Genomic DNA, 26,176 nt, shown 5'->3' on the forward strand with positions numbered 1-26,176 from the left:
GCAAGGAGGCCGATGATGGACAGCACACACCGGGTGCGCCGCCGCATCGCCGCGACGGTCTGCGCCGCCGCCCTCGTGCTCCCGCTCGCGGCGTGCGACGCGCTCACCCCGGGCAGCGCGACGGCGGTGCCCGGCCCCACCAGCGTGCCGTCGTCGACCGCCGTGCCGGCCGGGGACGTCACGCTGCATCTCCAGTTCGCCGACGCGCCGTTGATGGTCGACGCGCTGATCGCCGCGTTCGAGAAGGACCACCCCGACATCGACGTGGAGCCGCAGTACAAGACGTTCTCGGACTACGTGCAGAACCTGAAGCTGACCATGACCTCCGACACCGCTCCCGACATCGCGCAGTACGCGGTCGGCATGACGGACCTCGCGGCGGACGGCCACATCCTCGATCTGGCGCCCTACCGGGAGGCGTACGGCTGGGACAAGGCCATTCCGCCGGTCAGCCTCGACCAGCTCACGGCGGGGCAGACCAGTGAGGCCACCGGTGGGCGGGCCCTGTTCGGGGTCCCGGCCGGACTGTCCATGACCGGCATCTACTACAACAAGGAACTCGCCGAGAAGGCCGGGATGGATGCTCCGCCGAAGACGCTGGACGAGTTCGCGAAGCAGCTCGCCGCGGCCAAGGACGCGGACCTCACCCCGCTCGGGGTCGGCGCGCTCGACTCCGGCGGACTGCATCTGTGGGCCGCCCTGCTCAACCAGCTGATGCCCACGGACGAGTACTGGGACTGGGTCAACGGCAAGAAGGGCGCCACGATAGAGAACCCGGCCGCGGTCGAGGCCAGCGAACTCGTGATCGACTGGGGCCGCAAGGGGTACTACAACGAGTCCGCGAACGGCACCGCGCAGGTCGACTCGACCGCCCAGTTCGCCAAGGGCGACAGCGTCTTCCTGATCAACGGCAACTGGGCGGCCGGGCAGCTGGCCACCGTCATGGGCGACAACGTCGGGTTCTTCCCGATGCCCGGCGAACAGGCCGGCTCCCCCACGGTGGCCTCGGGGTTCAGCGTCTCCTACGCCGTGTCGGCCAAGACCGAACACCCCGAGGCGGCAGGCGCGTTCCTCGACTTCCTGACCTCTCCCGAGGCGGGCCAGATCATCAGCGACAACGGCTTCATGCCGCCCAACCCCGACGCCGTGAAGAAGCCCACGGGCGTGCTCGCGGACATCGCGGAGGGGCACCGGCGGGCCGTCGCCGACGACGGCATCACGACGTTCCCCGACTTCGCCGCGCCCGCGATGCTCGACCGGCTGCGCTCCGGCGTCCAGAAACTCATCGCGGACCGTGTGAAGCCGGCCGACTACCTCGACTCTCTTCAGGACGAGTGGGAGGACCATCATGGGGAGTAGGCCGCCCGTCCGGAACCGGGAGGCGCGCAGGCGGTGGCGCGGGTACGTGTACGTGCTGCCCGCGTTCGCCGTCTACGTCGCCTTCGCGGTGCTGCCCGCCCTGCACACGGCGTACCTGTCGCTGTTCGAGTGGGACGGGGTCACGCTCGGCGAATGGGTCGGGCTCGGCAACTACGCGGAGATCTTCCAGGACTCGATCCTGCGCCGCTCGGTGTTCAACGCCCTGGTGCTGGTGGTGTTCTTCTCCTGCGTGCCGATCGTGCTCGGGCTGCTGTCGGCGGGTCTGCTGGCCCGTTACCGGCGGCCGGGCATGGGCGCGTACCGCTTCCTGTTCATGCTGCCGCAGGTCGTGCCGCTCGTCGCGGTCGGTGTGACCTGGCGGTGGCTGTACGGGGACGACGGGGTGGTCAACCAGGCGCTGCGCGCGGTGGGCCTCGACAGTGTGGCGCGGGCGTGGCTGGGCGACTTCGACTTCGCGCTGATCGCCGTGGGGCTCGTCGGCACCTGGGTGCTGAGCGGGCTGTGCATGATGCTCTTCCTCAGCGGTGTGCAGAAGGTGGACCCCAGCCTGTACGAGGCGGCCCGGATCGACGGGGCGGGCCCGGTCCGGGAGTTCATGTCCGTGACGTTGCCGCATCTGCGCGGTGAACTGGCCGTCGCCATGACCGTGACGACCGTTGCCGCGCTGGCCAGCTTCGACATCGTGTACGTGACGACGAACGGCGGTCCCGGCGAGCAGACGACGGTCCCCGGCCTCCTCGTGTACCGGCTGGCGTTCTCCGAGGGCAAGGTGGGGCTCGCCGCCGCCCTGGCCGTCGTGCTGGGCGTCCTGATACTCGCGATCGTCTACCTCATCAACCGACTGTCGAGGGATCGGACATGAACACCGTCGCGCGCTCGGAACGCTGGTCCGGCTATGCGCTGCTGACCGTCATGGCGATCGTCGTCGTGATCCCGTTCCTCAGTGTCTTCCTCGCCTCGCTCCAGCCCGCGGGCACACCGGTGGTGGGTCTGACCTGGCCGGAGCGGTGGAGCTGGGACAACTACGAGACGGCGTGGTCGGTGGCCGGGTTCTCGCATCTGATCCGGCACAGTCTGATCATCGCGGTCGGCGTCGTGCCCGCCTGTCTGGTCCTCTCCGCGCTCGCGGGGTACGCGCTGGGCACGATGAGGCTCCCCGGGGGCAACGCGATGGCGGCGTTCTTCATCGCCGGTCTCACGATCCCGGTCGAACTGATCGTGGTGCCCCTCTACTTCGACCTGCGCAACCTCGGGCTGACCAACTCGTACCTGGGTGTGATCCTGGTGGAGATCGCGCTGTTCATGCCGTTCAGCGTGTTCTGGATGCGTACGCACTTCCTGTCGACGCCCACGTCCCTGGTGGAGGCGGCGCGGATGGACGGTGCCTCGTCGGCGACGATCCTGGTACGGATCCTGCTGCCGCTGGCCCGGCCGTCCCTGATGACACTCGGGCTGCTCGTCTTCATGTGGTCGTGGAACCAGTTCCTGCTGGTGCTGGTCCTCATCCAGGACACCACGAAGCACACCGCGCCCGCGGGTCTCGGGTTCTTCGTCGGTCAGAACAGCACGGACATCCCCACACTGGCGGCGGGGACGATCATCGTGATGCTGCCGATCCTGATCCTCTTCGTCGTCTTCCAGCGCAGCTTCCTCGCGGGACTGCTGCAGGGGGCGATGAAGGGCTGAGCGGTGCGGGCCGAGCGGTGAAGGGGCGGGCGGAGCAGCGGGGTCGTCGACGGGGCCCGGAGGCGGACCGGGCGGTCAGGCCGCCTGCGTGGAGTCGGCGTGCGCGTCGGGCCGGGGGGCGGCTGCCGCCCATTCCAGGACCAGTCGTTGGTAGTCCCGCCGCTGCTCACCGCTCAGTGTTCCGCCGGCCCGGAGCCACAGGGCCCGGATCTCTTCGTTGACCTCGGCGGCTGATCTCTGCGTGGCTCCCGGCGCACGACGGTGAGTGGTGGACATAGCGTGAATCATACGGGGCTGTGCGTGAAGACCATGTGAGTGGAGACTGTGATCCTTACCGCCTTCCGGCGGCTGTGACAAGGGCCACGGCGTCAAGACCCCGTATGGCACGGCGGTGTCGGGCGGACCGTCAGACGGAACCGGAGCCAGGGCCGGAGCCGGGCCCGGAGTTGGAGTCGGAGCCCAGGACCAGCGTCTGGATGGCCAGTACGGCGCCGCCGCGCGCCCAGTCGTGGAAGTCGGACACCTTGGTCTCCAGGTTGACCGGGTCGGCCTGCGGATGCCGGTTGGCCAGGACGGCCTGCTCGACCACCGGACCGGCCACGTCGACCAGGCCCACGCCCTCACCGGCGAGGAGGATCTTCTCGGGCATGGCGAAGTTGGCGATCTGCGCGACGAGGGTGCCCAGGGCGCGCGCCGCCTCGTCGACGATCCGGGCGGCCATGGGTTCGCCCTCGGCGGCCAGCGCGAGGACCTCGTCGTACGAGACGTCGCGGCCGGTGGCGGCCCGGACCTGGTAGCGGATGCTGGGGATGGTCAGCAGGGAGATGGCGCTGCCTCGCTCGCCCTCGGGTGTGAGCGGGCCGTTCGGATTCACCATCCAGAAGCGGCCGACCCCTCGCCCGTCCTCGGCGGTCACCACCCGCTTGCCGCCGCTGACCAGGCCGTAGCCGAGGCCCGCGCCGATGGTGAGGACCGCGAACCGGTCGAGGCCGCGGCCGGCACCGAACCAGCTCTCGGCCTCGACGAGCGCGTTCACGTCGTTCTCGACGACCACGGGCAGGCCGGTGCGCTCCTCCAGGAGCCGCGCCAGGGGGACGTCGTGCCAGCCGAGGAAGGCCGACTCGTCGACGACCGAGCGGTCCGAGGCGCGCCCGCCCAGTCCGATGCCGATCCCGGCGAGGCCCGGGAAATCCCGGGCGAACTCCTCCGTGACCGCCCGCAGCACCTCCACGACGTGCTGCGGATCGTGGCCGGACAGGGGCAGGTCGTGGCGGGCGACGATATCGCTCCTGAGGGTCGTGACGACCCCGTAGACCATGTCCTCGGTGATCTTGAAGCCGATGAAGGTGCGGGACTCGGCGACGATGTCGAGGGGCTGGGAGGGCCTGCCCTGGCGCACTCCGGCGTCGGGGAGCGCGCTGCCCTCGGGGACCTCGACCAGCAGTCCCGACTCGATGAGCGGCTTGGTGAGCCGGGTCAGGCTGCCCGCGGACAGGTCGAGCCGGCGGGCGATGTCGCTGCGCGACAGGGGGCCGCGGGTGAGGACCTCGATCGCCACGGAGCGCTCACCGGGACTGAGCGGCAGCCAGCTGGCGGCGCGTGCGGTCATGACCGACCCCCTCGTCGTTTCTTTCGGTACAGAAGTAATCATGCCATCCCAGGCCACGTAAGCCCATCCGATCCTGGAAGAAAAAGTTATGCGCAGACCTCTTGACGGCTGGATTCTTTCGGCCCAAAAGTAAGTAAGGCCCGAGGACGAGCCGCAGACGAGGGAGTCTCCCGATGACCGTCGCCTCAAGCAGCCCACCGTCGCGTCTGTCACCGCGCGACGTCGAGGGGACAGCTCCGAAGCCCAGGAGCGGCAGGAAGCGAGAACGCGACGGCGGCGGCCGCGGTGACGGGGCCCTGGCGGCACTGTTCATCGCGCCGGCCATGCTGGGTTTCCTGGTCTTCCTGCTCTGGCCGACCCTGCGCGGCATCTATCTGAGCTTCACCCGCTTCAATCTGCTGACCCCGGCCGAGTGGGTCGGCCTCGACAACTACCGGCGCATGGTCAACGACCCCATCTTCTGGGACTCGCTGAAGGTCACCGTCGAGTACGTGTTCATCAACATCGGCATCCAGACGGTCTCCGCGCTGGCCATCGCCGTCCTCCTGCAGCGCCTCACCCAGTCCGCGGTGCTGCGCGGGGTCGTGCTCACGCCGTACCTGATGTCGAACGTCGTCGCGGGCATCGTCTGGCTGTGGATGCTCGACACCCAGCTCGGCATCGGCAACGAGATCATCGCGGGCCTGGGCTTCGACCGCATCCCGTTCCTGGCGGACGAGACATGGGCGATCCCGACGATCGCGCTGATCAACGTGTGGCGGCACGTCGGCTACACCGCGCTGCTGCTCTTCGCCGGACTCCAGGCCATCCCGAACGACATGTACGAGGCCGCGAAGGTGGACGGCGCGAGCGAGTGGCGGATGTTCTGGCGCATCACCATGCCGCTGCTGCGGCCGGTGCTGGCAGTGGTGCTGATCATGACCGTGATCGGCTCGTTCCAGGTCTTCGACACGGTGGCGGTGACGACGAACGGCGGTCCCGCGAACGCCACCAACGTGCTCCAGTTCTACATCTACGGCTCGGCGTTCGGCCGCTTCCAGTTCGGCTACGCCTCGGCGATGTCCGTGGCGCTCCTGGCCGTGCTCAGCGCGATCACCATCCTCCAGTACCGGCTCACCCGGGCCGGTCAGACCGACCTCGGCTGACGAAGGGAGCGACCGACATGACCGCCGTGACGGCAACGACGACGAAGGTACGGCCGGAGCGCCGAAGGCTCTCTCCCGGAAAGGTCCTGGCCTGGACGGTGATGGCCGCGATGGTCCTCATCACCCTGCTGCCGTTCTACTGGATCCTGCGCACCGCGCTGTCCTCGAACACGGCGCTCGCGGCCCACCCCGGTGACGTGCTGCCCGTGGACCCGACGACCGGTGGTTTCGAGCGGGCGCTGGGCCTGCAGTCCACCGAGGAGGCGATCGCCCAGGGCGGTTCGGGCGGCGGACTGAAGTTCTGGCGCTATCTGCTCAACTCGGTGATCGTGTCCACCCTGATCACCGTCTGCCAGATCCTCTTCTCCGCCATGGCCGCGTACGCCTTCGCCCGGCTGCGGTGGCGCGGCCGGGACAAGGTGTTCGGGCTGTTCCTGGCCGGGCTGATGGTGCCCACCATCTTCACGCTGCTGCCGAACTTCGTCCTCATCAAGCAACTCGGCCTGGTGGACAGCCTGCTGGGCATCTCCCTGCCGACGATGTTCATGACGCCGTTCGCGGTGTTCTTCATGCGCCAGTTCTTCATGAACGTGCCCCGGGAGGTCGAGGAGGCGGCACTGCTCGACGGGGCCGGGAAGATCCGGATCTTCTTCCGCGTCATGCTGCCGATGGCGTCCTCGCCCATCCTCACCCTGGGCGTACTGACGTACATCACCTCCTGGAACGACTACTTCTGGCCGCTGATGGTCTCCTACAGCGACAGCTCGCGCGTGCTCACCGTGGCCCTGGCAATCTTCCGGGCGCAGACACCGCAGACCGGTTACGACTGGTCCGGCCTGATGGCGGCGACGCTCATCGCCGCCCTCCCGATGCTCGTGCTCTTCGGCTTCTTCGCGCGCCGCATCGTCAGCACCATCAGCTTCACCGGCATCAAGTAAGGGGACGGGCATGCGAATTCGTACGCGGACGGCCGTGGCACTGACCGGGGCGCTGGCGCTGTCCCTGGTGACGGGCTGCGCGCAGGGCGGAGCCGCCGGGGCAGGCGCGAACACGGTGACGTACTGGCTCTGGGACTCCAACCAGCTGCCCGCCTACCAGGCCTGCGCCAAGGACTTCGAGAAGCAGAACCCGGGCCTGGACGTGAAGATCACGCAGATGGGCTGGGCCGACTACTGGACCAAGCTCACCGCGAGCTTCATCGCGGGCACCGAGCCCGACGTGTTCACCGACCACATCCAGAAGTTCGGGCAGTTCGCCGACCTGAACGTGCTCGAACCCCTGGACGACCTGGGCATCGACGAGTCCGCCTACCAGCCGGGGCTCGCCGCCAACTGGACCGGCCGGAACGGTCACCGCTACGGCGCCCCGAAGGACTGGGACACCGTCGCCCTCTTCTACAACAAGAAGCTGACCGAGAAGGCCGGGCTGGCCGCCCGGGAGATGGGCGACCTCTCCTGGAACCCGGAGGACGGCGGCACCTTCGAGAAGGCCATCGCGCACCTGACCGTCGACAAGAACGGCAAGCGCGGCGACGAAAAGGGCTTCGACAGGAACAACGTCGAGGTGTACGGACTCGCCACCGGCGGCGCCGGCGACAGCGACGGGCAGACCACCTGGAGCCCGTTCGCCGCCTCGGCGGGCTGGAATTACACGGACAAGGCGCGCTGGGGCACCGAGTACCAGTACGACAGCAAGACCTTCCAGAAGGTGGTCGACTGGTACTTCGGCCTCGCGAAGAAGGGCTACCTCGCCCCGTTCACCGACTACACCGACGGTGCCAACCCGGCCAACGCCCAGGTCGCCTCCGGCAGGGCGGCGACCGCCTTCGACGGCGCCTGGATGATCTCCACGTACTACGGCACCAAGGGCCTCGACGTGGGTACGGCCGTCACCCCGGCCGGTCCGACCGGCAAGCGGGCCACCATGATGAACGGCCTCGCCGACTCCATCACCAGGAACGCCCACAACATGGCGGGCGCGAAGAAGTGGGTGCGGTACCTGTCCTCCGACGAGTGCCAGCGGACCGTCGGCGGCTACGGCATCGTCTTCCCCGCGACCCCGGGCGGCACCGAGGCGGCCGTGGCCGCGTACAAGAAGAAGGACATCGACGTGTCCGCCTTCACGGGGCCGGTCGCGGACAAGAAGGACTTCACCACCTTCTCGTTCCCTGTCACGGACTACGCGGCGGACGTGTACGCCCTGATGCGCCCCGCGATGCAGGACGTCTTCGCCAACAACGCCCCGGTGAAGGGCCTGACCAAGACCAACGACCAGATCAACTTCATCCTCGGCCAGTGACCCGGGCCGTGACCCGGACTCCGGCTCGGCCGGTGACTCGTACCACTCCGAAAGGCACACACTCCATGACGTTCTCCCTCGGCATCGTCGGCGCCGGCCAGTTCTCCGGCCAGTTCGCGAAGCTGTTCCTTGCCCACCCGGGTGTCGGCGACGTGTACGTCACCGATCTGCTGCCGGAGCGCGCCGAGCAACTGGCCGCCGCCGAAGGGCTGGCGGGCACCTTCCCCTCGTACCAGGCGATGCTGGAGTCGGAGGCGGTCGACGCCGTCGCGATCTTCACCCAGCGCTGGACCCACGGCCCGCTGGTGATCCAGGGCCTGAACGCCGGCAAGCACGTCTACTCGGCGGTCCCGATGGCGATCACCCAGGAGGAGATCGCCTCGATCATCGACACGGTACGGGCCACCGGGCTGACCTACATGATGGGTGAGACCAGCCAGTACAACCCGGCGACCGTCCATGCCCGCAACCAGATCGCGGACGGCTCCTTCGGCCGGCTCTTCTACGCCGAGGGCGACTACGTGCACGACATGGACCTCGGGTTCTACGAGGCCTACCAGTACAGCGGCGGCGAGAACTGGAAGGCGACCGCCAGCTATCCCCCGCTGCTCTACCCCACGCACTCGGTGGGCGGGGTCCTCGGGGCCTGGCAGACGCACGCGGTGAGCGTGTCCGCGATCGGCGTCAGGGACGACCGCGGGGACGGGGTCTTCGACGAGGAGATCAGCCAGTTCGGCAACGACTTCTCGAACGCCACCGCACTGTTCGAGGTCGCGGGCGGCGGCTCGTTCCGCACCAACGAGTTCCGGCGGGTGGGCTACCCCTCGCACATCCGGGAGTCGCGTTTCCGGTTCTTCGGGACGGACGCCAGCATGGAGCAGCTCGCCACGGTGGCGTTCTGGCAGGACAAGAAGGGGGTCAAGGACATCAGCGAACTGCTTGAGCCCAAGCCCACCATGTCCCCCGACGACCCCTCACTGCAGAACATCGCGCCGGAGCTGCGGGCCGCCTTCACCTCGGGGTCGGCCCCGGTGCACGACCGGTCGCGGCTGCCGAAGGAGTTCGAGAACCTGCACAACGGCCACGAGGGCAGCCACCACTTCCTGGTGGACGACTTCGTGACCGCCGTCAACACCCGCACCCTGCCGTCGGTGAACGCGTGGGTGGCCGCCCGCTACACCCTCCCGGGCATCATCGCCCACGAGTCGGCACGGCAGGGCGGGGCCCGCCTGGAGATCCCGGACTTCGGGGACGCGCCTCAGGTGTGAGCGGTCTTCTCGTGAAGGGGGCCGGTGCCGGGCGGCACCGGCCCCCTTCACGTGACCCCGGCATCCTGGTTCATTCGGACGAGGTCGGGGACCCACCGATCCCTGCGTCTCGGGCCCGTGCGACGGCCGCGGCTCGGTCCGAGACCTGGAGCTTGAACAGGATGGCGGAGACATGGTTGCGGACCGTCTTCTCCGACAGGACCAGCCGCCCGGCGATCTGGTGATTGCCGTGCCCGAGAGCGACCAGGTCCAGCACCTCCCGTTCGCGCTCGGTCAGTTCGGGGAAGACCTGGGCGGCGTACGCGCGATGGGCTCCGGTGAAGAAGGCGACGATGCGGTGGGCCACCGCCCGGCCGTAGACCGCGTCCCCGGCGGCGACGGTGAGCACGGCCCGGACGATGTCCGCGCTGTCGGCGTCCTTGAGGAGGTACCCCCGGGCTCCGGCCCGCAGCGCCCCGAAAAGGGCCTGGTCGTCCTCGTGCATCGTCAGCACCAGTACACCGAGGGACGGGTGGCGGGCCAGCAGGGCACGCGTGGCCGCGGTGCCGTCCAGACCCGGCATGGCCAGGTCGGTCACCACGACGTCGGGTGCCGTGCGGTCGACGGCCGCCAGCAGGTCGTCGCCGTTGCCGGCCTCGCCCACGACGTCCACGGTCCCGCTGGTGGCGAGCACGGCGGCCAGGCCGTAGCGGTACATGGGGTGGTCGTCGGCGATGACGACGCGGACGGCACCTTTGTCCGTACCGTCGGCCGGGCCGCCGTCAGCTCCGGTGTTCATCGCCGCTTCCCGATCCTGACCCGTGCGTGCCCAGCGGCGGAGGGCGTGTCCCGGTCAGGGCGGACCGTCCTCCCGGCGCCGACGGGACCTGTGCATCAGGACGGCGACGCGGCGCGCGGCCGACGATGGCGAGCACTCGTGCCGAGCCCGGCACCGGAACCGAGGGAGCACCTTGCCGAACTTCCCACCCCAGTTCGCCGTAACGCCTCGGACGACAGCCGCCCTGCAGTCCCTTCCTCCCCTGGTGGCCGCCGCCCTCACCTTGTTGCTGCACACGAAGGACGCCGAGCAGATCGCCCAGCTCGCCGCCTGCGCGGCCGGACTGATCCTGGCCGGCCTGCCCGTGCTGCAGCGCTCCACCAACGCCGACTGCCGGCGGGCCGCCGGGCCGCCCGGCGACCGCCCCCGGATCATCGGTCCGCCGCCGAGGATAGAGCCGAGCCGCACCACGGTCGTCCTGACCGTGGCACTCGGGACCGCCGCGTTCTGCCTCCTCGACCTGGTGGCAACCTGGGTGGGGCTGGGCAGCCTCGGCTACTGGAGCGGCAAGCATCCCAGTGACCAGTCGGAGGTCTACCGTTCGGTCGCTCTGCGCGGCCTTCCGATCCTGGTTCCCGGGGTGTTCGCCGTCGCCGTCGCCATGGCGCACCGCCTCCACGACCGCGCGGGACGGGCCCTTTGGGTCACGAGCGCCCTGTACACCGGGACGCTGCTCCTCACCAACGCGGTGCTGGTGAGTCACAGGGACAGCGAGCCGCTGCCGGAGAACGTCTATCTGCCCGTCCTGCTCGGTGCGCTGGCCGTGCTCGTCTGCGAGGCCGGCCGCCGGTACGCCGGGCGCACCCAGGAGCTGTTCGACCATGTGCAGGCGCTCAGGCTGCAGTTGCGTCGTGCCGCGCAGGATCCGGATGTCCGGACGGCTGCGTCGGCGCGGAGGGACTGATCGCTTCTCTGTCACGCGGTTCGTGTCCCTCCCGCTGGAACAGCGAGGGACACGAACCGCGTCGGATCCCATCAATCCGTCAACAGGGTCATCGCCCTGTCGACGCTCACGAGCCCCGCTCCTGTCGCACCGTCACGGGCGGACCGGCCACCGGTGTCCTGATTGCTCCACCCCCGTTCCACCGGACGGGCAGTCCCTATGAGCAGCTGCTTGACTTTGCCCGGTGACAAAGAGGGGTTCTGCTGCAGCAACAGCGCGCAGACCCCTGCCACCTGCGGAGCGGCTGCGGACGTGCCGCTCAGCAGCGCCCAGCCGTCGCCGGGTGTTGTGCCGTCCGAGGCCTTCCTCGACTGCTCCTGGTCGATCGTGGAGCCACGGGGAGTGGGCAGCAGGATGTAGGTCGCGTCCGGGCGCATCCCCACGAGACCGCACACGTCGGGGACTTTGCGCCCCCGGTAGAACGCGCTGGTGAACGCGCTGGCGTAGTTCGACGCCTCCAACTGGTCGAACTCGTCCCGGTAGACTCCCCCGACGGCGATCACGTCGGGATGCTGGGCTGGGAACGCGTAGTGGCCGTTGCCCGCGGCGCACACCACGACGATGCCCTTCTTGACCGCGAGGGACACCGCCGCCGCCAGGAACGGATCGAGGGCCGCCAGGTCCGCCTTGCGGTCGTACTCCAGGCTCATGCTGATGATCTGTGGCTGGGGACTCTGCCGGGCCGCCTCGATGAACGCCCCGAGCAGGTTGGTGTCGAGGGCCTTGACCATGGTGAAGTCGATGCCGGGTGCCACCGCGAACGCGTTGGCCGACTCACTGGTGCCGTGTCCGTCCTCGTCGATCTCCCGGTCGCTGGTACCCGGCCCCAGCAGAACCGTGCCCCTCAGCTTCCTCTCGATGAAGTACGGGTGCTCTTCCCATCCGCTGTCCACCATGGTCAGCCGGACGCCCGTGCCCAGAATCTGCTGCTTGTGCACCTTGCGCGCGCCCAGGTACTCGGCGACCTGGTCCGTGGTGAGATGCCAGTAGTCGGGCTTCGGCACGGGAGCGGCGCCGCGCAGCGTGGTGGCCGGCTGCTCCAGGGCCACGCCTTCCAAGAACTGGGCCGACGGCAGCCCTTCCGTCGAGATGAGACCGGGCAGATCGGCCCTGGCCGTGTCGATGTACGTACGGGTCCTGCGCAGGTTCACCGCGCCCGGCTGGATGACCTCACGCTCATCCGTCACCAGGATCGTCTCGAAGTAGTCCTCGTAGACGTCCGGTGGGGCGACGATGTTGATGCTCACCGTGCTGCTGTCGTCGGGAGCGTCGAGGACGGTGAATCCGGCGCCGGACAGTTCCGCCTTGGCGCGCTGGACCACGGCGTCGTCCGAGACGAACTGCTCCACGTTCTCCGTCGTGACCGTGCCGGCGTCACAGAGGGACACCCCGCCTCGCGAGAGGGGCGACGCGTGCGCATACACCTTGGAGGGCAGGCGGTTTTCGATGCTGTAGGCCATGAGCGGGTACCCCCGATGAGTCAGGGCCGGGTGGCCGGGACGGCCAGAGCCACGTTCCTGGGGCCGTCCCTGAAGACGAGCCCGGCCTCCGCGAATTCGTTCAGGACGTGCTGCACCTCGTCCACCGGTCCGCTCAGTCCCAGCCGCTCGTGGACCGCGGCCGCCGTCACGGGGCGGTCGCAGCAGGCGAGATACAGATCGGCTGTCGGGCCTTCGAGGACGTAGGTGCCTTCGTCTTCCTTCCGTCTGCCGTCGTGGATCTGGACGTAGTGCGGCGCTTGTCGGTACTCCAGTAGGGGCGGACCTGCGTCGCCCTGCCACGCGTCGCGCCAGTCGGCGACCGCCTCGCGCAGGGACTTGTAGTCGGCGTCGGGGAGAGCTCCCTCGATCTCACAGCGGAAGAAGTACGCCACGAGGCCGAGATCGATCTCCTCGGGATACACCCGTGCGTAGGCGGGTTCAGGGCGCAGGTCGCGCAGGATCTTGTCCGGGTCGGCGAACAGTGGGCTGTACCGTTCCATGGTGAGACGGCCGAAGTCCGCCGGCGGTGTCAGATGCCACAGGTTCCGTAGAGCGGTGGCCTGCTCGGAGCAGTCCCGCGGGCTTTCGCCAGGAAATCCCCAGAGAAGGTTCCACTGCACGTCCATCCCGTAATGGCGCGCCCAGCGCAGGAGGTTGACGTTCTGCGCGGCCGTCACACCTTTGCGCATAAGACTCAGCACCCGGGAACTCAACGACTCGATTCCGGGCTGGATCTGTGAAACACCGGCGTCGGCGAGCAGTTTGATCTGACCTCGGGACAGATTGGCTTTCACTTCGTAGAAGATCTCGTAGTGTGCGCCGCTGTCCACCAGAGCGGGAAACAAAGTGCGGAAGTAGTGCGTGTCGAGGATATTGTCGACCGCCTCGAATCGGAAACTCCCGTAACGGCGGGTCTGGTGGGCGAATTCTTCGAGAACTCGCCCGGCCGATTTGGAGCGGAAGTGCATGGCCTCCCCGTTGAGGCCGCAGAAGGTGCAGTGGTGTTTCATCCCCCACCAGCAGCCGCGGGCCGTCTCCAGAGGAATGTAGACGGTGCGGGACTCCCTGCGCGGCTGCAGGCGGAGGTTCTCGGCACGTTGGAAGTACTCGTCGTAGTCCGGCATCGGCAGGCCGTCGAGATTCCCGGTCAGCGGTACCGGCGCTGCCGTCACCACGCGCCCGGCCTTCCTGCGGGCCAGCCCCGGGACGGCGTCGAGGTCACGGCCTTCAGCCAACGCGGACAACAGCAGCGGGAAGGCGGCGTCCGCCTCCCCGATGACCGCCGCGTCGATGCTTTGGACCGTCCTTACCCATTCCGGCCCCATGGGGGCGTCGAAGTTGGCGCCGCCGAAGAGGGTGAACAACTGCGGATGGCGGCTCTTGAGCCGTCGGGCCATCGCCATGGAGGCCGCGTTCTGTTGGAACGTCGAGGTGAAGCCGGCTACGCGGAAGCGGTCCCACGGGTACGCCTCGACGAGGGCGTCGAGATAGGCGGGAACGTCATCGCGCCTGATGCGCAGAAGTCGCTCGCGCAGCCGGTCGACAGAGACACCGAGGACGGGTGCGAGATCTTCGGCGTACGCGTCGAGGAACTCGTTCCCCGGGTCGGGCGCGGCAGCGCCGAACGCCTCCAGGGAGAACAGCCAGTCCCCGATCAGCTGTCCGGAGTTGTCGGCGAGCGCGCGGTACATGTCGGCTCCAAGACCTGCGGCGAAATCCAGGTTGGCGTGGAGAGTGGTCGCCGGAAATCCATGTGCCCGAGCCAGGGCGCTCAGCAGCCCTGCCTGGAGGGAAGGGCGCCGGTCGTCCATGAAGGGCATGCACACCAGGACGACAGGCCACTCCGTGCGCCGCGGATCGCTCACGGTCGACATCTCGGGGCCCGGGCTACTTCCTGGTCGGCCCGGGCCTCGGTGGCTCGTTCGCGGACCGGTCGCCCCGACCGTCGCCGTCGTCCCCGTCGTCGTCCTGTGCCGAGTAGAGGCGGCTGACCTTGAACGCGGCCCGGGACCTTCGGGAGTTGCGCCCCTTTTTGAATCGGGTGCCCAACAGCTGCGCTTCCGTCCTGCCGGTGAGTTGATCACCCGCAGCTTCGAACACTAATTCCAATGCCCTTTTGTCGTCCTCGGAGAAGTCGTCCCCCGCTCGCACCATCAAGTTCGCAAGACGCTCGATGTCCTGCCAATCAACTGTTTTCCCGTCCACGACGCCCCTTTCCGAACATTCATGGGCAGCACTGAACGCCGGGGAGTCTGGTGGCGGGACACTCTTCCGTCAAGGGGCCCTGTTTTCCGACGAGTCGGCCTCCGCTTCGGCGGCGAGCCGCGCCCGTACCTGCGCCGCCTGCCTGTGTCCGAGTTCCTCCAGAAGCGCCGCCGCCCTCCCCCACGCCGCCCCCGCCGCGCCCCGGTCACCGGTGGCCAGGAGTACGTCGCCGAGGGACGAGAGAGTGTCGGCCTCGTTGTACAGGTCGCCGATCTCCCGGTAGATGGTGAGCGCCCGCTCGTAGCTCTCCGCGGCCTGCTCGTACTGCTTGAGGTCGAGGTGGATGTGGCCGAGGCTGTCCAGGGTGTCGGCCTGGTCGAACCGGTCCCCCGCCTCCTCCAGCAGGTCGAGCGCCACCGCGCAGTGGCTCAGCGCCTCCTGGTGACGGCCGAGTCGCGAGCAGAACCACCCCACCGCGTTCAGCGCCCGCGCCCGGCCGGTGCGGTGGCCGGCCGCCTCGAAGGACTCCAGCGCTTTGCGGGCATGGCCGAGCCCTTCTTCGTACTGCCCTTGCTCGTCCTTCAGCCAGGAAAGCGTCCGATGCACGTGCGCCTGACCGAGGACGTCTCCGAGCGCCTCGTACAGGTCGAGTGCCTGACGCATGTGGGTGGCGACGTCCTCATACCGGCTGAGCCGCATGTACGCATAGGCCAGGCATCCATGGCTGACGGCCTTGCCGTGCGCGCTCCCCTCACGGCGTGCGGCCTCCAGGGCCCGTTCGTGTGCGGCGGCGGAGTCGTGCCAGTGTCCGGCTCGGTCGAAGTAGGGCTGCAGCGCCCAGGCCAGTTGCCAGACGTGGGTGTCGAACTGGCCGTGCGCGGCCTCCTGCTGCACCGCCAGCAGCACCGGGTGTTCCCGCAGGAACCACGACAGCGCCTCGTCGTGATCCGCGAAGTGCTCACCGGTGACCGGTGGCAGCGGCGCGACGAGAGTGATGGGGTCGTCCCGGTACGGACTCACGTAGAGGCTGGCCTGGTAGGCGCTGTGCAGATAGTGGTCGAGCATGCGGTGCAGCGCGGCCAGCCGGTCGGCGGGCAGGTCCCGGCTCAGGGCGAGTTCGCCGGCGTAGGCGCGCAGCAGGTCGTGAAGTTCGTAGCGGTCGCCCGACGGTGAGACCAGAAGGTGGCTGCCGGTCAGTTCCGCCAGTAGCGTCCGGGCCCGGCCGAGGGGCACCCCGGCCAGGCTCGCCACGGCGACCGTGCCGATGTCGGGGCCGGGGTGCAGTCCGAGCAGCCGGAACAGTCGTGCGGCCTGTTCGGAAAGGCGCTCGTAGGACCAGGAGAACACCTTCCGGACGTTGGTGGCGGAGTCGCCGCCGTCGAGCAGGTCCAGCGTGCTGCCCGCAGCGTGCAGTTCCTTCGCCAATGCTTCGAGCGGCTGTTGCCGGCGGGTGGCGGCGTGGGCTCCCACGATGGCCAGGGCGAGCGGAAGGCGCGCACAGGAGGCGATGATCTCCCGCACCGCGTCGGGGTCGGCTGCGAGACGGTCCGTGCCGATACGGCGGGCCAGTACGTCCTTCGCCTCGACGTGGGACATCAGGCCCAGGCCGAGCGGCTGAGCCCCGTGGGTGATCATCAGTCCGGTGAGCAGATTGCGGCTGGTGACGACGCTGAAGCACTCCGGTGAGCCGGGCAGCAGGGGGCGTACCTGGTCCGCGTCCTGTGCGTTGTCCAGGACGACGAGCATGCGCCGGTTCGCCAGCAGGCTGCGGTAGAGGCCCGCCTGGGCGTCCGTCTCGACGGGGATGCGCTGGGCCGGCACACCGAGCGCGTCCAGGAATCCCCGGATCGCCTCGGCCGGATGCATGGCGCTGCCGCTCGGGTCGAAGCCGCGCAGGTTGACGTAGAGCTGCCCGTCGGGGAAGCGCTCGCGGACGCGGTGGGCCCAGTGCACGGCCAGGGTGGTCTTGCCGACCCCGGCCGTGCCGCCGATCGCCGTGATGACCACGGTTCCGCCGTCGCCGCCGAGCCCCGGACCCACGTCCACGCCCGCTCCCGTACCCGTACCCGTACCCGCTCCCGGCAGGAAGGAGTCGAGCCTGGCGATCGCCTCACGCCTGCCGACGAAACCGGTGACGGGGTGCGGGAGTTGCGCGGGCACCACGACCGTCGGCAGGCCGGTGCCGGCGGTGTCACGCGGCGTGTCCCGGGCCGGCGCCGCGGTCTGCCTCTGGCTGTCCGCGCCCTCGACCAGCTCCGGGTCGTCGGCCAGGATCCTCGCGTGCAGGCGGCGCAGCCGCTGCCCCGGCTCGATGCCGAGTTCGTCGCGCAGCAGGCGGCGGGCGCGGTGGAAGGCTGCCAGCGCCTCCGCCTGCCGCCCGGCGCGGTGGAGGGCCAGCATGAGCAGACCGTGGAAGCCCTCCCGCAGCGGGTGCTCGACGGTGAGCCGGTGTATCTCGCCCACGAGGTCGAAGTCGTCGCCGAGGGACAGGTCGACCTCGATGCGTTCCTCCAGGACGCTCAGGCGCCGCTCCGCGAGCCGGTCGCGCTCGGCGTCGACCAGCGGTCCTGTCATGCCCTCGCAGAGTCGGCCGTGCCACAGATCCAAGGCCGTGTGTAGTGCCTCGGACGTTCCGGCCGGGTCGCCCCTGGCTCGGGCCGCGTGCGCCCGTTCGATGAGATCGTCGAAGGCCCGCACGTCCAACCGCGCCGGTCCGAGCGTGAGCAGATACCCGGCCTCGGTCCACGCCAGCAGCCCCGACGGCGCCCGCGGCGGACGTTCGGGTTCCAGGACGCGGCGCAGTCCGGAGACGTGCCGTTGCAGCAGGTTGGCCGCGCGCGCCGGTACGGCCCATCCCCACACGGCGTCGACGAGCTGGTCCCGGCCGATCGGGGTGTCCGCGTGCAGGAGCAGTACCGCGAGCACGACACGCTGCTGCATCTGTCCCAGGTCCAGCTCGGTCGTACCCCGCCACGCCCGCAGCGGTCCGAGCAGTTGAAAACGCAGTCCGGTGAACGGCTCCGGCCCAGTCATCACGGGCTCCCACCTCAGGCGGCACCTGCCGTCCACGCTAGCGCCAAACCGGTGTGAACACCGCTGCCCGGACTGCAACGGCTCGTGCAGCGGGGACTGCAACCCCGGCCCGCAGCCTGGTGTCAGGGGCCGGGCGGGAGGTGACGCATCCCCTCCCACTCGGCCCCCTCCACACCGGCATCACCGCCGACTGCGACGCCGACACGGACTTGGACCCCGGCATCGCGCCGGCTTCGACATCGGCTTCAGCCATCCACGAGCACGGGGGAGACCATGACCGACCTACTGACCGCGGCCCGGGCCGAGGCGCTGTTCAGCAGTGACCTGGTCACCGGATCCGAGCCGACGAGGACCGAGATCACCGAGGCGATCAGGCGGGCGATCCGGCGCAACGGCGGCAGCCGCGGCTGCGCGGGCACACTCGCGTGCGCCTACGGCGAGCGCCCGGAGACCGCCGTGCCGCGGATGCGCTGGGCACTGCGCCAGGTACTGGCCGCTCACCCGCGGACGGCCGGGCACACGGTGAGGACGCCCCACGCGTGAGGAGCAGGACGCGCGCCGTCGTGGCCGTGCCGATCTGGCTGGCCCTGCAGCTCGCCGCCGTCGGCTGCTTCTCGGCGCAGGCCGACGTGGCTCTGGCCCTCTACGGCATCGGGGCACTGTGTGCGGCGATCACCGCCGTGGTCCCCGCCCTGCTGCGCCGCAGCCCGTCCGACGCACGCGTTCGGCAGGCCGTCGACGTGGAGCGCACCCGGATCCGTCAGGACCTCCACGACGGGCTCGGGCCCCTGTTGTCGGGTATAGCGCTGTGTGCCCAGGCTCTGTCGGACCGGCTGGAGGGGCGCGGTCTGGACGTCGAGCGCACTCTGGTGCACCGGATCGGCGCCGAGGTCTCCAACGCCGTGGTGGAGGTGCGCCGACTGGTGGACGCGCTGCCTCCCGCCGCGGTCGCCTCGCTCGGGCTCGTCGAGGCGTTGCGCGACCACGCCCGGTTTGTTCCGCCGCCGACGGCCGTCGAGATCGTGACGTGCGCGCTGCCCGCACTGCCCTCGGCCGTGGAGAGCGCGGTGTACCGGATCGTCACGGAGGCGATGACCAATGTCGTGCGGCACGCCGACGCCCGGCACGCACGGGTCACCCTCGCCGCAGGGCCCCGCTCGCTGCTGGTCACGATCGCCGACGACGGACGCGGTATCGCCTGCGCGACGGCCGGGGTGGGTCTGACGTCGATTCGGCACCGCGCCGAAGCCGCGGGCGGGACCCTCTCCGTCCGTACGGGCCGGGGCAGCGGCACCGAAGTGCGCGTACACCTCCCGCTGCCTCAAGCGGCCTGAACAAGTTCCGCAGGCCCCTTGCTGCCCGAGCGCGTCCCACGGCTGCCGGGACGGCGTCCCGCCCCGGACAGGACGCCTGCCTCTGCTCCGGACGGGCCGGGCGCCGCACCGTGGGAGGTGTCCACAACCGGGCAGTTCCCGACAAGGAGTCATCGCATGGCCTCTGGAACCTTCCAGTCCCTTCCGGTCCCGACCACGGCACTCGACGGCCGCATCAGCGCCATCGTCCTGGACCCCGGCGGCAACCCCGCCGACGTCGTCAACAAGGGCACGCCGGTCACCGTACGGGTCGAGTGGAACCTCACCGGGTTCCTCGTGCCGCTGCTGGCGGGCACCTGGAACCTGCATGTCAGCGTGGACGAGATCGGCGGCCCGCACGACTTCAACGAGCCCTCGGCGCCGGTGCCCGTCCCGCTGAACGGCAGTCCCGACTACCGGCAGGAGATCGTCCTGTCGTCGCTGCAGGCCGGGCGCACCTATTCGCTCGTCGCCTCGCTGGCCTACCGCAATCCCGCCGGGTCGCCCGCGCCGCTGGGCGGCTATGTGAACGTCGGCACCGTGAACGTCCTGCTCTGACCGACTGACCATTTCCGCAGGGGGGAGTCCGCGTCCCGTCCCGCCTCACCGGTGGGGCGGGACGTGGGCGTTCGCCCGCTGCACGTGGTCGGTGCGGCTCAGGTGCCCGGCTTGCGGCCGTACACGTAGACGTCGTCGTTCTTCTTCAGGAGCGACCAGTACTTCTTGGCGGTCGCGGTCGTCATGTTGACGCAGCCGTGCGAGCCGGGCGGGTTCCACATGCTGACGCCGACCGAGTGGAAGGCCTGGCCGCCGTCGAAGAACTGGCTGTAGGGCATGGGCACGTCGTAGATGGACGAGACGTGGTCGATGTGCCGCCAGTAGATCTTCTTCAGGCCGGTACGGGTCTCGTATCCGTTGCGGCCCGTGCGCACCGGCACCGGTCCGTACACGAGGTTCTTGCCGTCCTGGATCCAGCTGAGCTGGAGCGTCAGGTTCACGCAGGCGATACGGCCCTTGTTGACCGGGCATTTGCCGTCTTTGTTAGGGTTCGTCCCGACGGCCTTCTGCTTGGTCATCAGGTCCATCACGCCCCAGGTGACGGAGCCGGCGTAGCCGATGTTCGGGGTGATGCCGTGCTTGGTCTGGAAGGCCTTGATCGCCTTGCAGTCGTTGGCGGACTGCTTGCCGTCGACCGGTCGGCCGAGGAACTTCTCGACCTTCTTCTGGTACGGGCCGCTCGACGTGGTGCAACTGGCCGCCTGCGCGGGCGTCACGCCCAGTGCGACGGTCAGCGGCACCACCATCCCGGTGATCCCCAGTGCGACGGCTGCCCGTCTGCGCATGTCCCCCATGATCAGGCCTTTCCTCTTCGATTCCGCTTCGGTTCTTCTTCGGTTCCGCTTCGATCCGGTCGATCTCTGCCAGCTAGACACGCGGCACGGGAGATCGGTTGTGGTGCCGGACCGGCTGGAACGAAACGGTGACATGATCTTGAACCGGGTCATTCGGTACGGGACGCTACGCGAGCGAATCTCCCCGATGCGAGGCGGGTCCGGTTAGCCGGGGAGGGGCCAGTTCTCTGCGATTGGCTCCTGCTGCCCCGTCGGCTGCCCGCCTACGCTGCCGCCATGCATCCCGCACTCGCCGACGATCTCTCCCGGCTCCCCGAACTCCTCCAGTCCGCCCGTGACTTCGCCGCCCGCGAGGTGTCGGAGGTCGCGGCACGGCCCGTGGTCCAGCAGGGCAAGGCGCCGGATCCGCGACCCCTTCCAGCCGAGGGCGCCGGTGCGGAGGGCGCCCTCACCCGGTTCGCCGAGCGGTGGGCGCCCGGCTTCGCCGCCACCGCGGGACCCCGCTATCTCGGCTTCGTCACCGGTGGCGCGACCCCGGCCGCGGTCGCCGGGGACTGGCTGACCAGCGCCTACGACCAGAACGCCGCCGGCGGGGACGGTTCCTCGGCGGCGGCCCTGGAGCGGGAGACGCTGGGCTGGCTGCGGGAGCTGTTCGGGCTCGGCGAGGCACACAGCGGCGCCTTCGTGACGGGCGCGACCATGTCGAACACCGTGGGTCTCGCCCTGGCGCGCGAGTGGCTGGGCGAGCGCGAGGGGATCCGCGTGTCCGAGGCGGGCGCCGGCGCGCTCGGCCCGGTCGACGTGCTCTCCGGCAGCCCGCACTCCAGCATCCCCAAGGCCCTGTCCGTCCTGGGCATCGGCCGCGACCGGCTGCGTACGGTGCCGGTGCTGCCCGGCGGCCGGGAGGCGGTCGACGTGGCACGGCTGGCCGAGGCGCTCGAAGCGCTGGACGGGCGCCCGGCCGTCGTCGTGGCCAACGCGGGGACGGTGAACACGGTCGACTTCGACGATCTGCGGGCGATCGCGGCACTCAAGGAGCGGTACGACTTCTGGCTGCACGTGGACGCCGCCTTCGGCGGGTTCGCCGCGCTGTCCCCCGAGCACGCGCACCTGACCGACGGCATCGACGCCGCCGACTCGGTATGCGTCGATCTGCACAAGTGGCTCAACGTCCCGTACGACGCGGCCGTGCAGTTCACCCGCCACCGGGAACTGCAGGTGCGGGTCTTCCACAACGCGTCGCCCTACCTCGGACTGCCCACCGGGGAGCCCGACTTCGTGCATCTCACGCCGGAGAACTCGCGTCGGCTGCGCGCGCTGCCGGCCTGGTTCTCGCTCGCCGCGTACGGCCGCGAGGGGCATCGCGAGATCGTCGAGCGGAACGTGGCCGAGGCCCGGCGGCTCGGCGAGGGGATCGCGCGCGTACCGGGGCTGCGCCTGCTCGCGCCGGTCCGGCTGAACGTCGTCTGCTTCACCCTCGCCGGGGCCGCCACCGAGGAGCGGGTGCACGCGCTGGGCCGGTCGGTCGCCGAGTCCGGCGAGGCGTTCCTGACGCCGACCTTCCTGGACGGGACCCATGCGCTGCGGGCCGCGTTCAGCAACTGGCGGACGTCCGCGGCCGACACGGACCGGGTGCTCGCGGCCGTGACGCGGGCGGCGGGCGCACCGGAGGCCTGAACAACGCGGTCCCGGCAGGCGCCGGCCGCCCCGGCTCTTCCGCCTTGCGGCCCCCTGTGCTTGTCTGGGGGCCGTTTTCGGTGGCTGGGGCGGGAGTTGCCGTATGAGCAGGCCGTGGACCGGTGGAGTGCTGGCGGGACTACTGCTGCTCACCGCGTGCGGAGATCCCTCGTCGGGGCCCGAGACCGCGTCCACGCCCTCGTCCCCCACCACCGCCTCGACCACGCACCAGCGCCCGGCCGCCACGGCCGCGGCGAGCAGCGGAGCCGACACCGGAGGGGCCGGCACCCGGGAGCCCGACACCGAGGGAGCCCCCGCCCAGCGCCCCACCGTCCTCTACCTCGGCGACTCCCTCGCCATGGAGAACCAGAAGGTCCTCGGCGGACTCCTGCGGGACGAGGAGAGCGCGCGCTACACCAGCGCCCCGTACTCCGGCACCACGCTGTGCGACTACCTGGAGGGCAGCGGCGAGGACTCCCTCGTCCCGCCGAAGGACAAGGCCGCAGCCCTGGTGCGCCGGCTGCGGCCGGACTTCGTGGTGCTCCAGTTCTGGGGCAACGCGTGGGGCTACACGCCCTGCATGGACGGCATCACGTACGACAAGGAGCGGGACAGGTACTTCGCGCGCTACACCGCGGACGCCGGGCGGCTGACGGACCAGATCGCGGACGCCGCAACCGGATCGAAGATCGTCTGGGTGCTCCAGGGCCCCGACCCGATCACTCCCGACCGGGTCCGGCGGGTCAACGCGGTGTACGAGCGGCAGGCGCGGGCCTCCGGCGATCTGCTCGCGGACGCCGGGAAGGCGGTGAGCGCGGCCTCGGCCCGCTACACCTGGACCCAGTACCTGCCGTGCACCGCGTACGAGCGTGAGCACGGCGCGTACTGCACCCAGCCGGCCAGTGGCCGCACCGCACTGCACCGCGCCGACGACTACCTGCACTTCTGCCTGGCACCCACCACGTCGACGCCCAAGCCCTGCCCGGTCCGCTCCCCCGGCATCCTGCGCATCACCCGGGCGATCAGCCGGGCGATCGGCCGGGCCATGGCCGCGCCTGCGGGCTGAAGAGCAGGGCACCGGCCTCGGGTACCGGAGTCAGGTACCGCCCTCGGGTACCGGCCTCAGCGTCCGCCGGTTCCCAGTTCCGTCTCCACCAGCCGGTACATGTGCCGGCGCGCGTCCTCCGTGCTCAGCGGCGGTGCCTGCCGCAGCCGCTGCAGGGCCAGGCCGTCGGAGAGGGCGGCGAAGCGGACGGTGAACCCGGCCGGGTCGGCGCAGACGAACTCGCCGTCGGCGACGCCCCGTTCGACCAGGGCGCGGATCTGGCCGTGCCAGTCCTCGTACCGTTGGGCCTGGCCGCCGGCGAAGGCCTGTTCGGGGTCCTGGTCGCGGTCGCCCGCGCTCCAGTAGTCGAACCACATCCGCCAGTGCCGGTCGGTGTCCTCCGTGAACAGCGCGTCGATCAGCAGCCGCAGTGCCTCGGCGCCGCCGGACGCCTCCTCGGCGGCCTCGTTCAGTGCCGCGTAGTAGCGCTCGATGTTCAGCACCATGGCCTCGGACAGGATCTCCTGGACCGAGCCGAAGTGATAGGTGACCGTGCCCACCGACACCCCGGCCGCGGCGGCGACGTCCCGTACGCCCACGGACGCGTAGCCGCGCTCGGCGATGAGCGGGACGGCCGCCTCCACGATGAGCCGGCGGCGGACCTCGGTGGGCTGACGCGTGCGGTCGGCCGCGGCGACCGCACGGCGGGGCGTCTTCGCGGCCTTCACGCGGACGTCCTCGGGGTGGTGCGGTGCCATGCGCGCTTGACCACTGTCTCTCCGTCCGACCGTGCTTCCATCCGGCTGTCCATGATGAACTCCGTGGCCGTGGCCCGCAGCTCCGTACGCGTGATGATCTCAGCGTCCCAGTCGTCGCCGCGCCGCAGCCGGATCGTCCACTCGGAGACCGCCCGCGCGGACAGGGGGTCGTCGGAGCGGATGCGGTACGTCTCGCGGGCGCTCTCCTCGTAGCGCAGCCCGTCCGGATAGACCCGGGAGCCGCCGTAGTTGGGGTCGACCTCCAGCGTCCACTCCCCCTTGGCGACGTCGTGCGTGACCAGCCGCTCCGGCCCCGGATCGGCGGCCCGCTCGTGCTCGACGGCCAGCGGCACGGCCTGCTCGGGCTCCTCGAAACGGATGGGCGCGCGGCCCTCGTCGGACGCGGGGTCCCGCACGGGGAGGAGTACGGCGCTCTCGGCGGGCAGCACGGTCAGCTCACCGCGCTCGCCGTGCGGCCACACCCAGGGCCAGTAGGTGTCGGAGACGGCGACCCTGACACGGTGTCCGGGCGGGAAGGCGTACCCGACACCATTCAGCTCGAACTCCACCGTCCCGTACGTCCCCGGGGTCCACTCCTCGGCCCGGTCTCGCCCGTGCCTGCTGAGCAGGTTGAGGACACCGCGGGTGACGAGCGTGGACGAGCCGTCGGGGGCCACGTCGCAGATCCGGGCGATGACATGGGCGCGGGGTGCGGCGCTGTCGAGGCGGAGCCGGACGCGCGGGCGGCCGAGGATCTCCACCCGTTCGGGCAACGGCTCCGAGTCGAAGCACACCGAACGGCCGTCCTCCTCCCGCTGGTCGGGCGGCAGATCGCTCGCGTTGCCGAACGGGAAGAACCGGCCGGCGTCGAGCCCGGTGTGCTGGGGCGAGCGTACGAGGACGGGGGTGGTGCCCCGCCCCAGGGGCCGCGCGTCCCAACTGACGTTCGGGGAAGGCCAGTCGGACTCGCCGACCCATCGTCCCGGCATCACGTCGTACGAAGTGGACGGCGGGACCGGGTCGTTGAGCCAGGCGCGCAGCAGCGGCTCGTGCATGATGCCGGTGTCCTCGTCCTTCAGGTGCTGGTCCCACCAGCGCAGGGTCTCCTGGAGGAAGCCGATCGCGGGGCCGGGCGGCAGGCCGCGGTCCGGGTACTGGTGCGACCAGGGTCCGACCAGCCCGCGTACGCGGTCGTCGGGCAGGTGCTCCACGAGGCGCAGCACGGTGTCCCGGTACGGGTCGTTCCAGCCGCCGACGGCGAGGACCGCCGCGTCGATCGCCGTGTAGTCCTCGCAGACGCTGCCGTGCTTCCAGTAGTCGTCGCGCTGCTGGTGGGCCAGCCAGGTGTGCAGGAAGGGTTCGAGGGCTTCGAGGCGCTCGCGCCACATCGGCAGCCAGCGGTCCGCGGCCACGCTGGTGGGGTCCGGCGGGCGGGAGGCGAACGCGAGCATCGTGCCCGCCCAGGCGAGCATGTCCACGCCGAGGACGGCGCCGCCCATGTAGTGCACGTCGTTGTCGTAGCGGTCGTCCGTCGAGCAGACCGTGACGATCGCCTTGAGGGGTTCGGGGGCGAGGGCGGCGATCTGGAGGGCGTTGAAGCCGCCCCAGGAGATGCCGAACATGCCGACCTTGCCGGTGCACCAGGGCTGCTCGGCCAGCCAGTTGACGACGTCCACGCCGTCCGCGAGTTCCTGGGCGTCGTACTCGTCGCCGGGGGTGCCCTCGCTGTCGCCGTGGCCCCGGATGTCCACGCGGACGGAGGCGTAGCCGTGGCCCGCGTACCAGGGGTGGCGTTGGGCGTCCCTGGGGGCCGTCCAGTCGGTCTTGCGGTAGGGGAGGTATTCGAGGAGTGCGGGGACGGGGGTCGTTTCGGCGTCCGTGGGGCGCCAGATGCGGGCGTGCAGGTGGGTCCGTCCGTCCCTGGTGGGGATCCACACGTCCTCGACGGTGACCTGCCGGTCGAAGTGCTCGCGGTATTTCAACTTCTTGGCTCCTTGTGTTGCTCGGGCACAGATGCGGTGTTCTCGCCCCCGCCGCCCCTACCCGTCCCGTCACTGCCTCGGGGGCCGGCCCCCGAACCCCCGGTCCTCAAACGCCGGACGGGCTGAGATACAGCCGGACCGGCGG

The 26,176-nt window shown here is 70.1% G+C and carries 22 protein-coding genes; 13 read left to right on the top strand and 9 right to left on the bottom strand.

Features of this window, described 5'->3' with window-relative positions:
• Positions 1-12: 12 nt before the first annotated feature.
• The 3 genes from ACFVH5_RS30165 to ACFVH5_RS30175 are packed head-to-tail and all read left to right on the top strand — an operon-like array spanning position 13 to position 3,066.
• A complete protein-coding gene (locus ACFVH5_RS30165) occupies positions 13-1,359 on the top strand; it encodes an ABC transporter substrate-binding protein (protein ID WP_385836870.1) in 1,347 nt (448 codons plus the stop codon).
• A complete protein-coding gene (locus tag ACFVH5_RS30170; RefSeq protein ID WP_385836871.1) occupies positions 1,349-2,242 on the top strand; it encodes a carbohydrate ABC transporter permease in 894 nt (297 codons plus the stop codon). Before ACFVH5_RS30165 ends, ACFVH5_RS30170 begins: the two co-directional genes overlap by 11 nt.
• A complete protein-coding gene (locus tag ACFVH5_RS30175; protein ID WP_385836872.1) occupies positions 2,239-3,066 on the top strand; it encodes a carbohydrate ABC transporter permease in 828 nt (275 codons plus the stop codon). The genes ACFVH5_RS30170 and ACFVH5_RS30175 overlap by 4 nt, the downstream gene beginning before the upstream one ends.
• A gap of 75 nt (positions 3,067-3,141) precedes the next feature.
• Here ACFVH5_RS30175 and ACFVH5_RS30180 read toward each other — a convergent pair whose 3' ends face one another.
• Entirely contained in the window at positions 3,142-3,354 is a 213-nt protein-coding gene (locus tag ACFVH5_RS30180) for a hypothetical protein (RefSeq protein ID WP_385836873.1), read from the bottom strand.
• 118 nt (positions 3,355-3,472) lie between these two features.
• The gene (locus tag ACFVH5_RS30185) at positions 3,473-4,675 is read right to left on the bottom strand and encodes an ROK family protein (protein ID WP_385836874.1); all 1,203 of its coding nucleotides are present in this window, start codon (positions 4,673-4,675) and stop codon (positions 3,473-3,475) included.
• A 173-nt stretch (positions 4,676-4,848) separates the two neighbouring features.
• Between ACFVH5_RS30185 and ACFVH5_RS30190 the strand changes: the two genes are divergently transcribed.
• From ACFVH5_RS30190 to ACFVH5_RS30205, 4 genes are all read left to right on the top strand, one after another.
• Entirely contained in the window at positions 4,849-5,820 is a 972-nt protein-coding gene (locus ACFVH5_RS30190; protein ID WP_385836875.1) for a carbohydrate ABC transporter permease, read from the top strand.
• A gap of 17 nt (positions 5,821-5,837) precedes the next feature.
• Positions 5,838-6,758, top strand: a complete 921-nt coding sequence (locus ACFVH5_RS30195; RefSeq protein WP_385836876.1) for a carbohydrate ABC transporter permease — start codon at positions 5,838-5,840, stop codon at positions 6,756-6,758.
• 10 nt (positions 6,759-6,768) lie between these two features.
• Positions 6,769-8,118: an ABC transporter substrate-binding protein gene (locus ACFVH5_RS30200; protein ID WP_385836878.1), complete on the top strand. Its 1,350-nt coding sequence runs from the start codon at positions 6,769-6,771 to the stop codon at positions 8,116-8,118.
• A gap of 65 nt (positions 8,119-8,183) precedes the next feature.
• Positions 8,184-9,386, top strand: a complete 1,203-nt coding sequence (locus tag ACFVH5_RS30205) for a Gfo/Idh/MocA family protein (RefSeq protein WP_385836879.1) — start codon at positions 8,184-8,186, stop codon at positions 9,384-9,386.
• Positions 9,387-9,456: 70 nt separating this feature from the next.
• Here ACFVH5_RS30205 and ACFVH5_RS30210 read toward each other — a convergent pair whose 3' ends face one another.
• Entirely contained in the window at positions 9,457-10,164 is a 708-nt protein-coding gene (locus ACFVH5_RS30210) for a response regulator (RefSeq protein WP_385836880.1), read from the bottom strand.
• Positions 10,165-10,408: 244 nt separating this feature from the next.
• Here ACFVH5_RS30210 and ACFVH5_RS30215 point away from each other — a divergent pair, with 244 nt between their 5' ends.
• Positions 10,409-11,107, top strand: coding sequence for a hypothetical protein (locus tag ACFVH5_RS30215; RefSeq protein WP_385836881.1), 699 nt, complete (start codon positions 10,409-10,411; stop codon positions 11,105-11,107).
• 71 nt (positions 11,108-11,178) lie between these two features.
• Here the strand turns inward: ACFVH5_RS30215 and ACFVH5_RS30220 are convergent, their stop codons facing one another.
• The 3 genes from ACFVH5_RS30220 to ACFVH5_RS30230 all read right to left on the bottom strand — a co-directional run bounded on the left by ACFVH5_RS30220 (position 11,179) and on the right by ACFVH5_RS30230 (position 17,865).
• Complete coding sequence (locus tag ACFVH5_RS30220) at positions 11,179-12,606, bottom strand: S8 family serine peptidase (RefSeq protein WP_385836882.1); 1,428 nt, start codon at positions 12,604-12,606, stop codon at positions 11,179-11,181.
• Between the two features lie 20 nt (positions 12,607-12,626).
• Entirely contained in the window at positions 12,627-14,492 is a 1,866-nt protein-coding gene (locus tag ACFVH5_RS30225; RefSeq protein WP_385836883.1) for a RiPP maturation radical SAM C-methyltransferase, read from the bottom strand.
• A 409-nt stretch (positions 14,493-14,901) separates the two neighbouring features.
• A complete protein-coding gene (locus ACFVH5_RS30230) occupies positions 14,902-17,865 on the bottom strand; it encodes a BTAD domain-containing putative transcriptional regulator (protein ID WP_385836884.1) in 2,964 nt (987 codons plus the stop codon).
• Between the two features lie 273 nt (positions 17,866-18,138).
• Here ACFVH5_RS30230 and ACFVH5_RS30235 point away from each other — a divergent pair, with 273 nt between their 5' ends.
• The 3 genes from ACFVH5_RS30235 to ACFVH5_RS30245 all read left to right on the top strand — a co-directional run bounded on the left by ACFVH5_RS30235 (position 18,139) and on the right by ACFVH5_RS30245 (position 19,775).
• Entirely contained in the window at positions 18,139-18,408 is a 270-nt protein-coding gene (locus ACFVH5_RS30235) for a hypothetical protein (RefSeq protein WP_385836885.1), read from the top strand.
• A complete protein-coding gene (locus tag ACFVH5_RS30240) occupies positions 18,405-19,199 on the top strand; it encodes a sensor histidine kinase (RefSeq protein ID WP_385836887.1) in 795 nt (264 codons plus the stop codon). Before ACFVH5_RS30235 ends, ACFVH5_RS30240 begins: the two co-directional genes overlap by 4 nt.
• Before the next feature lie 156 nt (positions 19,200-19,355).
• The gene (locus tag ACFVH5_RS30245; protein ID WP_385836888.1) at positions 19,356-19,775 is read left to right on the top strand and encodes a hypothetical protein; all 420 of its coding nucleotides are present in this window, start codon (positions 19,356-19,358) and stop codon (positions 19,773-19,775) included.
• A 98-nt stretch (positions 19,776-19,873) separates the two neighbouring features.
• Here ACFVH5_RS30245 and ACFVH5_RS30250 read toward each other — a convergent pair whose 3' ends face one another.
• Positions 19,874-20,569 carry a L,D-transpeptidase family protein gene (locus ACFVH5_RS30250; RefSeq protein WP_385836889.1) on the bottom strand — a complete coding sequence of 232 codons (696 nt, stop codon included), beginning with the start codon at positions 20,567-20,569 and terminating at the stop codon, positions 19,874-19,876.
• A gap of 276 nt (positions 20,570-20,845) precedes the next feature.
• On the opposite strand from ACFVH5_RS30250, the gene ACFVH5_RS30255 reads away from it, so the two are divergent.
• On the top strand, positions 20,846-22,246 hold the full coding sequence (locus ACFVH5_RS30255; protein WP_385836890.1) for a pyridoxal phosphate-dependent decarboxylase family protein: 1,401 nt from the start codon (positions 20,846-20,848) through the stop codon (positions 22,244-22,246).
• Between the two features lie 103 nt (positions 22,247-22,349).
• A complete protein-coding gene (locus ACFVH5_RS30260; RefSeq protein ID WP_385836891.1) occupies positions 22,350-23,312 on the top strand; it encodes an SGNH/GDSL hydrolase family protein in 963 nt (320 codons plus the stop codon).
• Positions 23,313-23,368: 56 nt separating this feature from the next.
• Here ACFVH5_RS30260 and ACFVH5_RS30265 read toward each other — a convergent pair whose 3' ends face one another.
• Both ACFVH5_RS30265 and ACFVH5_RS30270 read right to left on the bottom strand, forming a co-directional pair.
• Positions 23,369-24,049 carry a TetR/AcrR family transcriptional regulator gene (locus ACFVH5_RS30265; RefSeq protein ID WP_384813702.1) on the bottom strand — a complete coding sequence of 227 codons (681 nt, stop codon included), beginning with the start codon at positions 24,047-24,049 and terminating at the stop codon, positions 23,369-23,371.
• Positions 24,016-26,031, bottom strand: coding sequence for a CocE/NonD family hydrolase (locus tag ACFVH5_RS30270; protein WP_385836892.1), 2,016 nt, complete (start codon positions 26,029-26,031; stop codon positions 24,016-24,018). Before ACFVH5_RS30270 ends, ACFVH5_RS30265 begins: the two co-directional genes overlap by 34 nt.
• Between the last annotated feature and the right edge of the window lie 145 nt (positions 26,032-26,176).

This window comes from Streptomyces sp. NPDC127119 (assembly GCF_042677425.1).
In the GTDB taxonomy this organism is placed as follows: domain Bacteria; phylum Actinomycetota; class Actinomycetes; order Streptomycetales; family Streptomycetaceae; genus Streptomyces.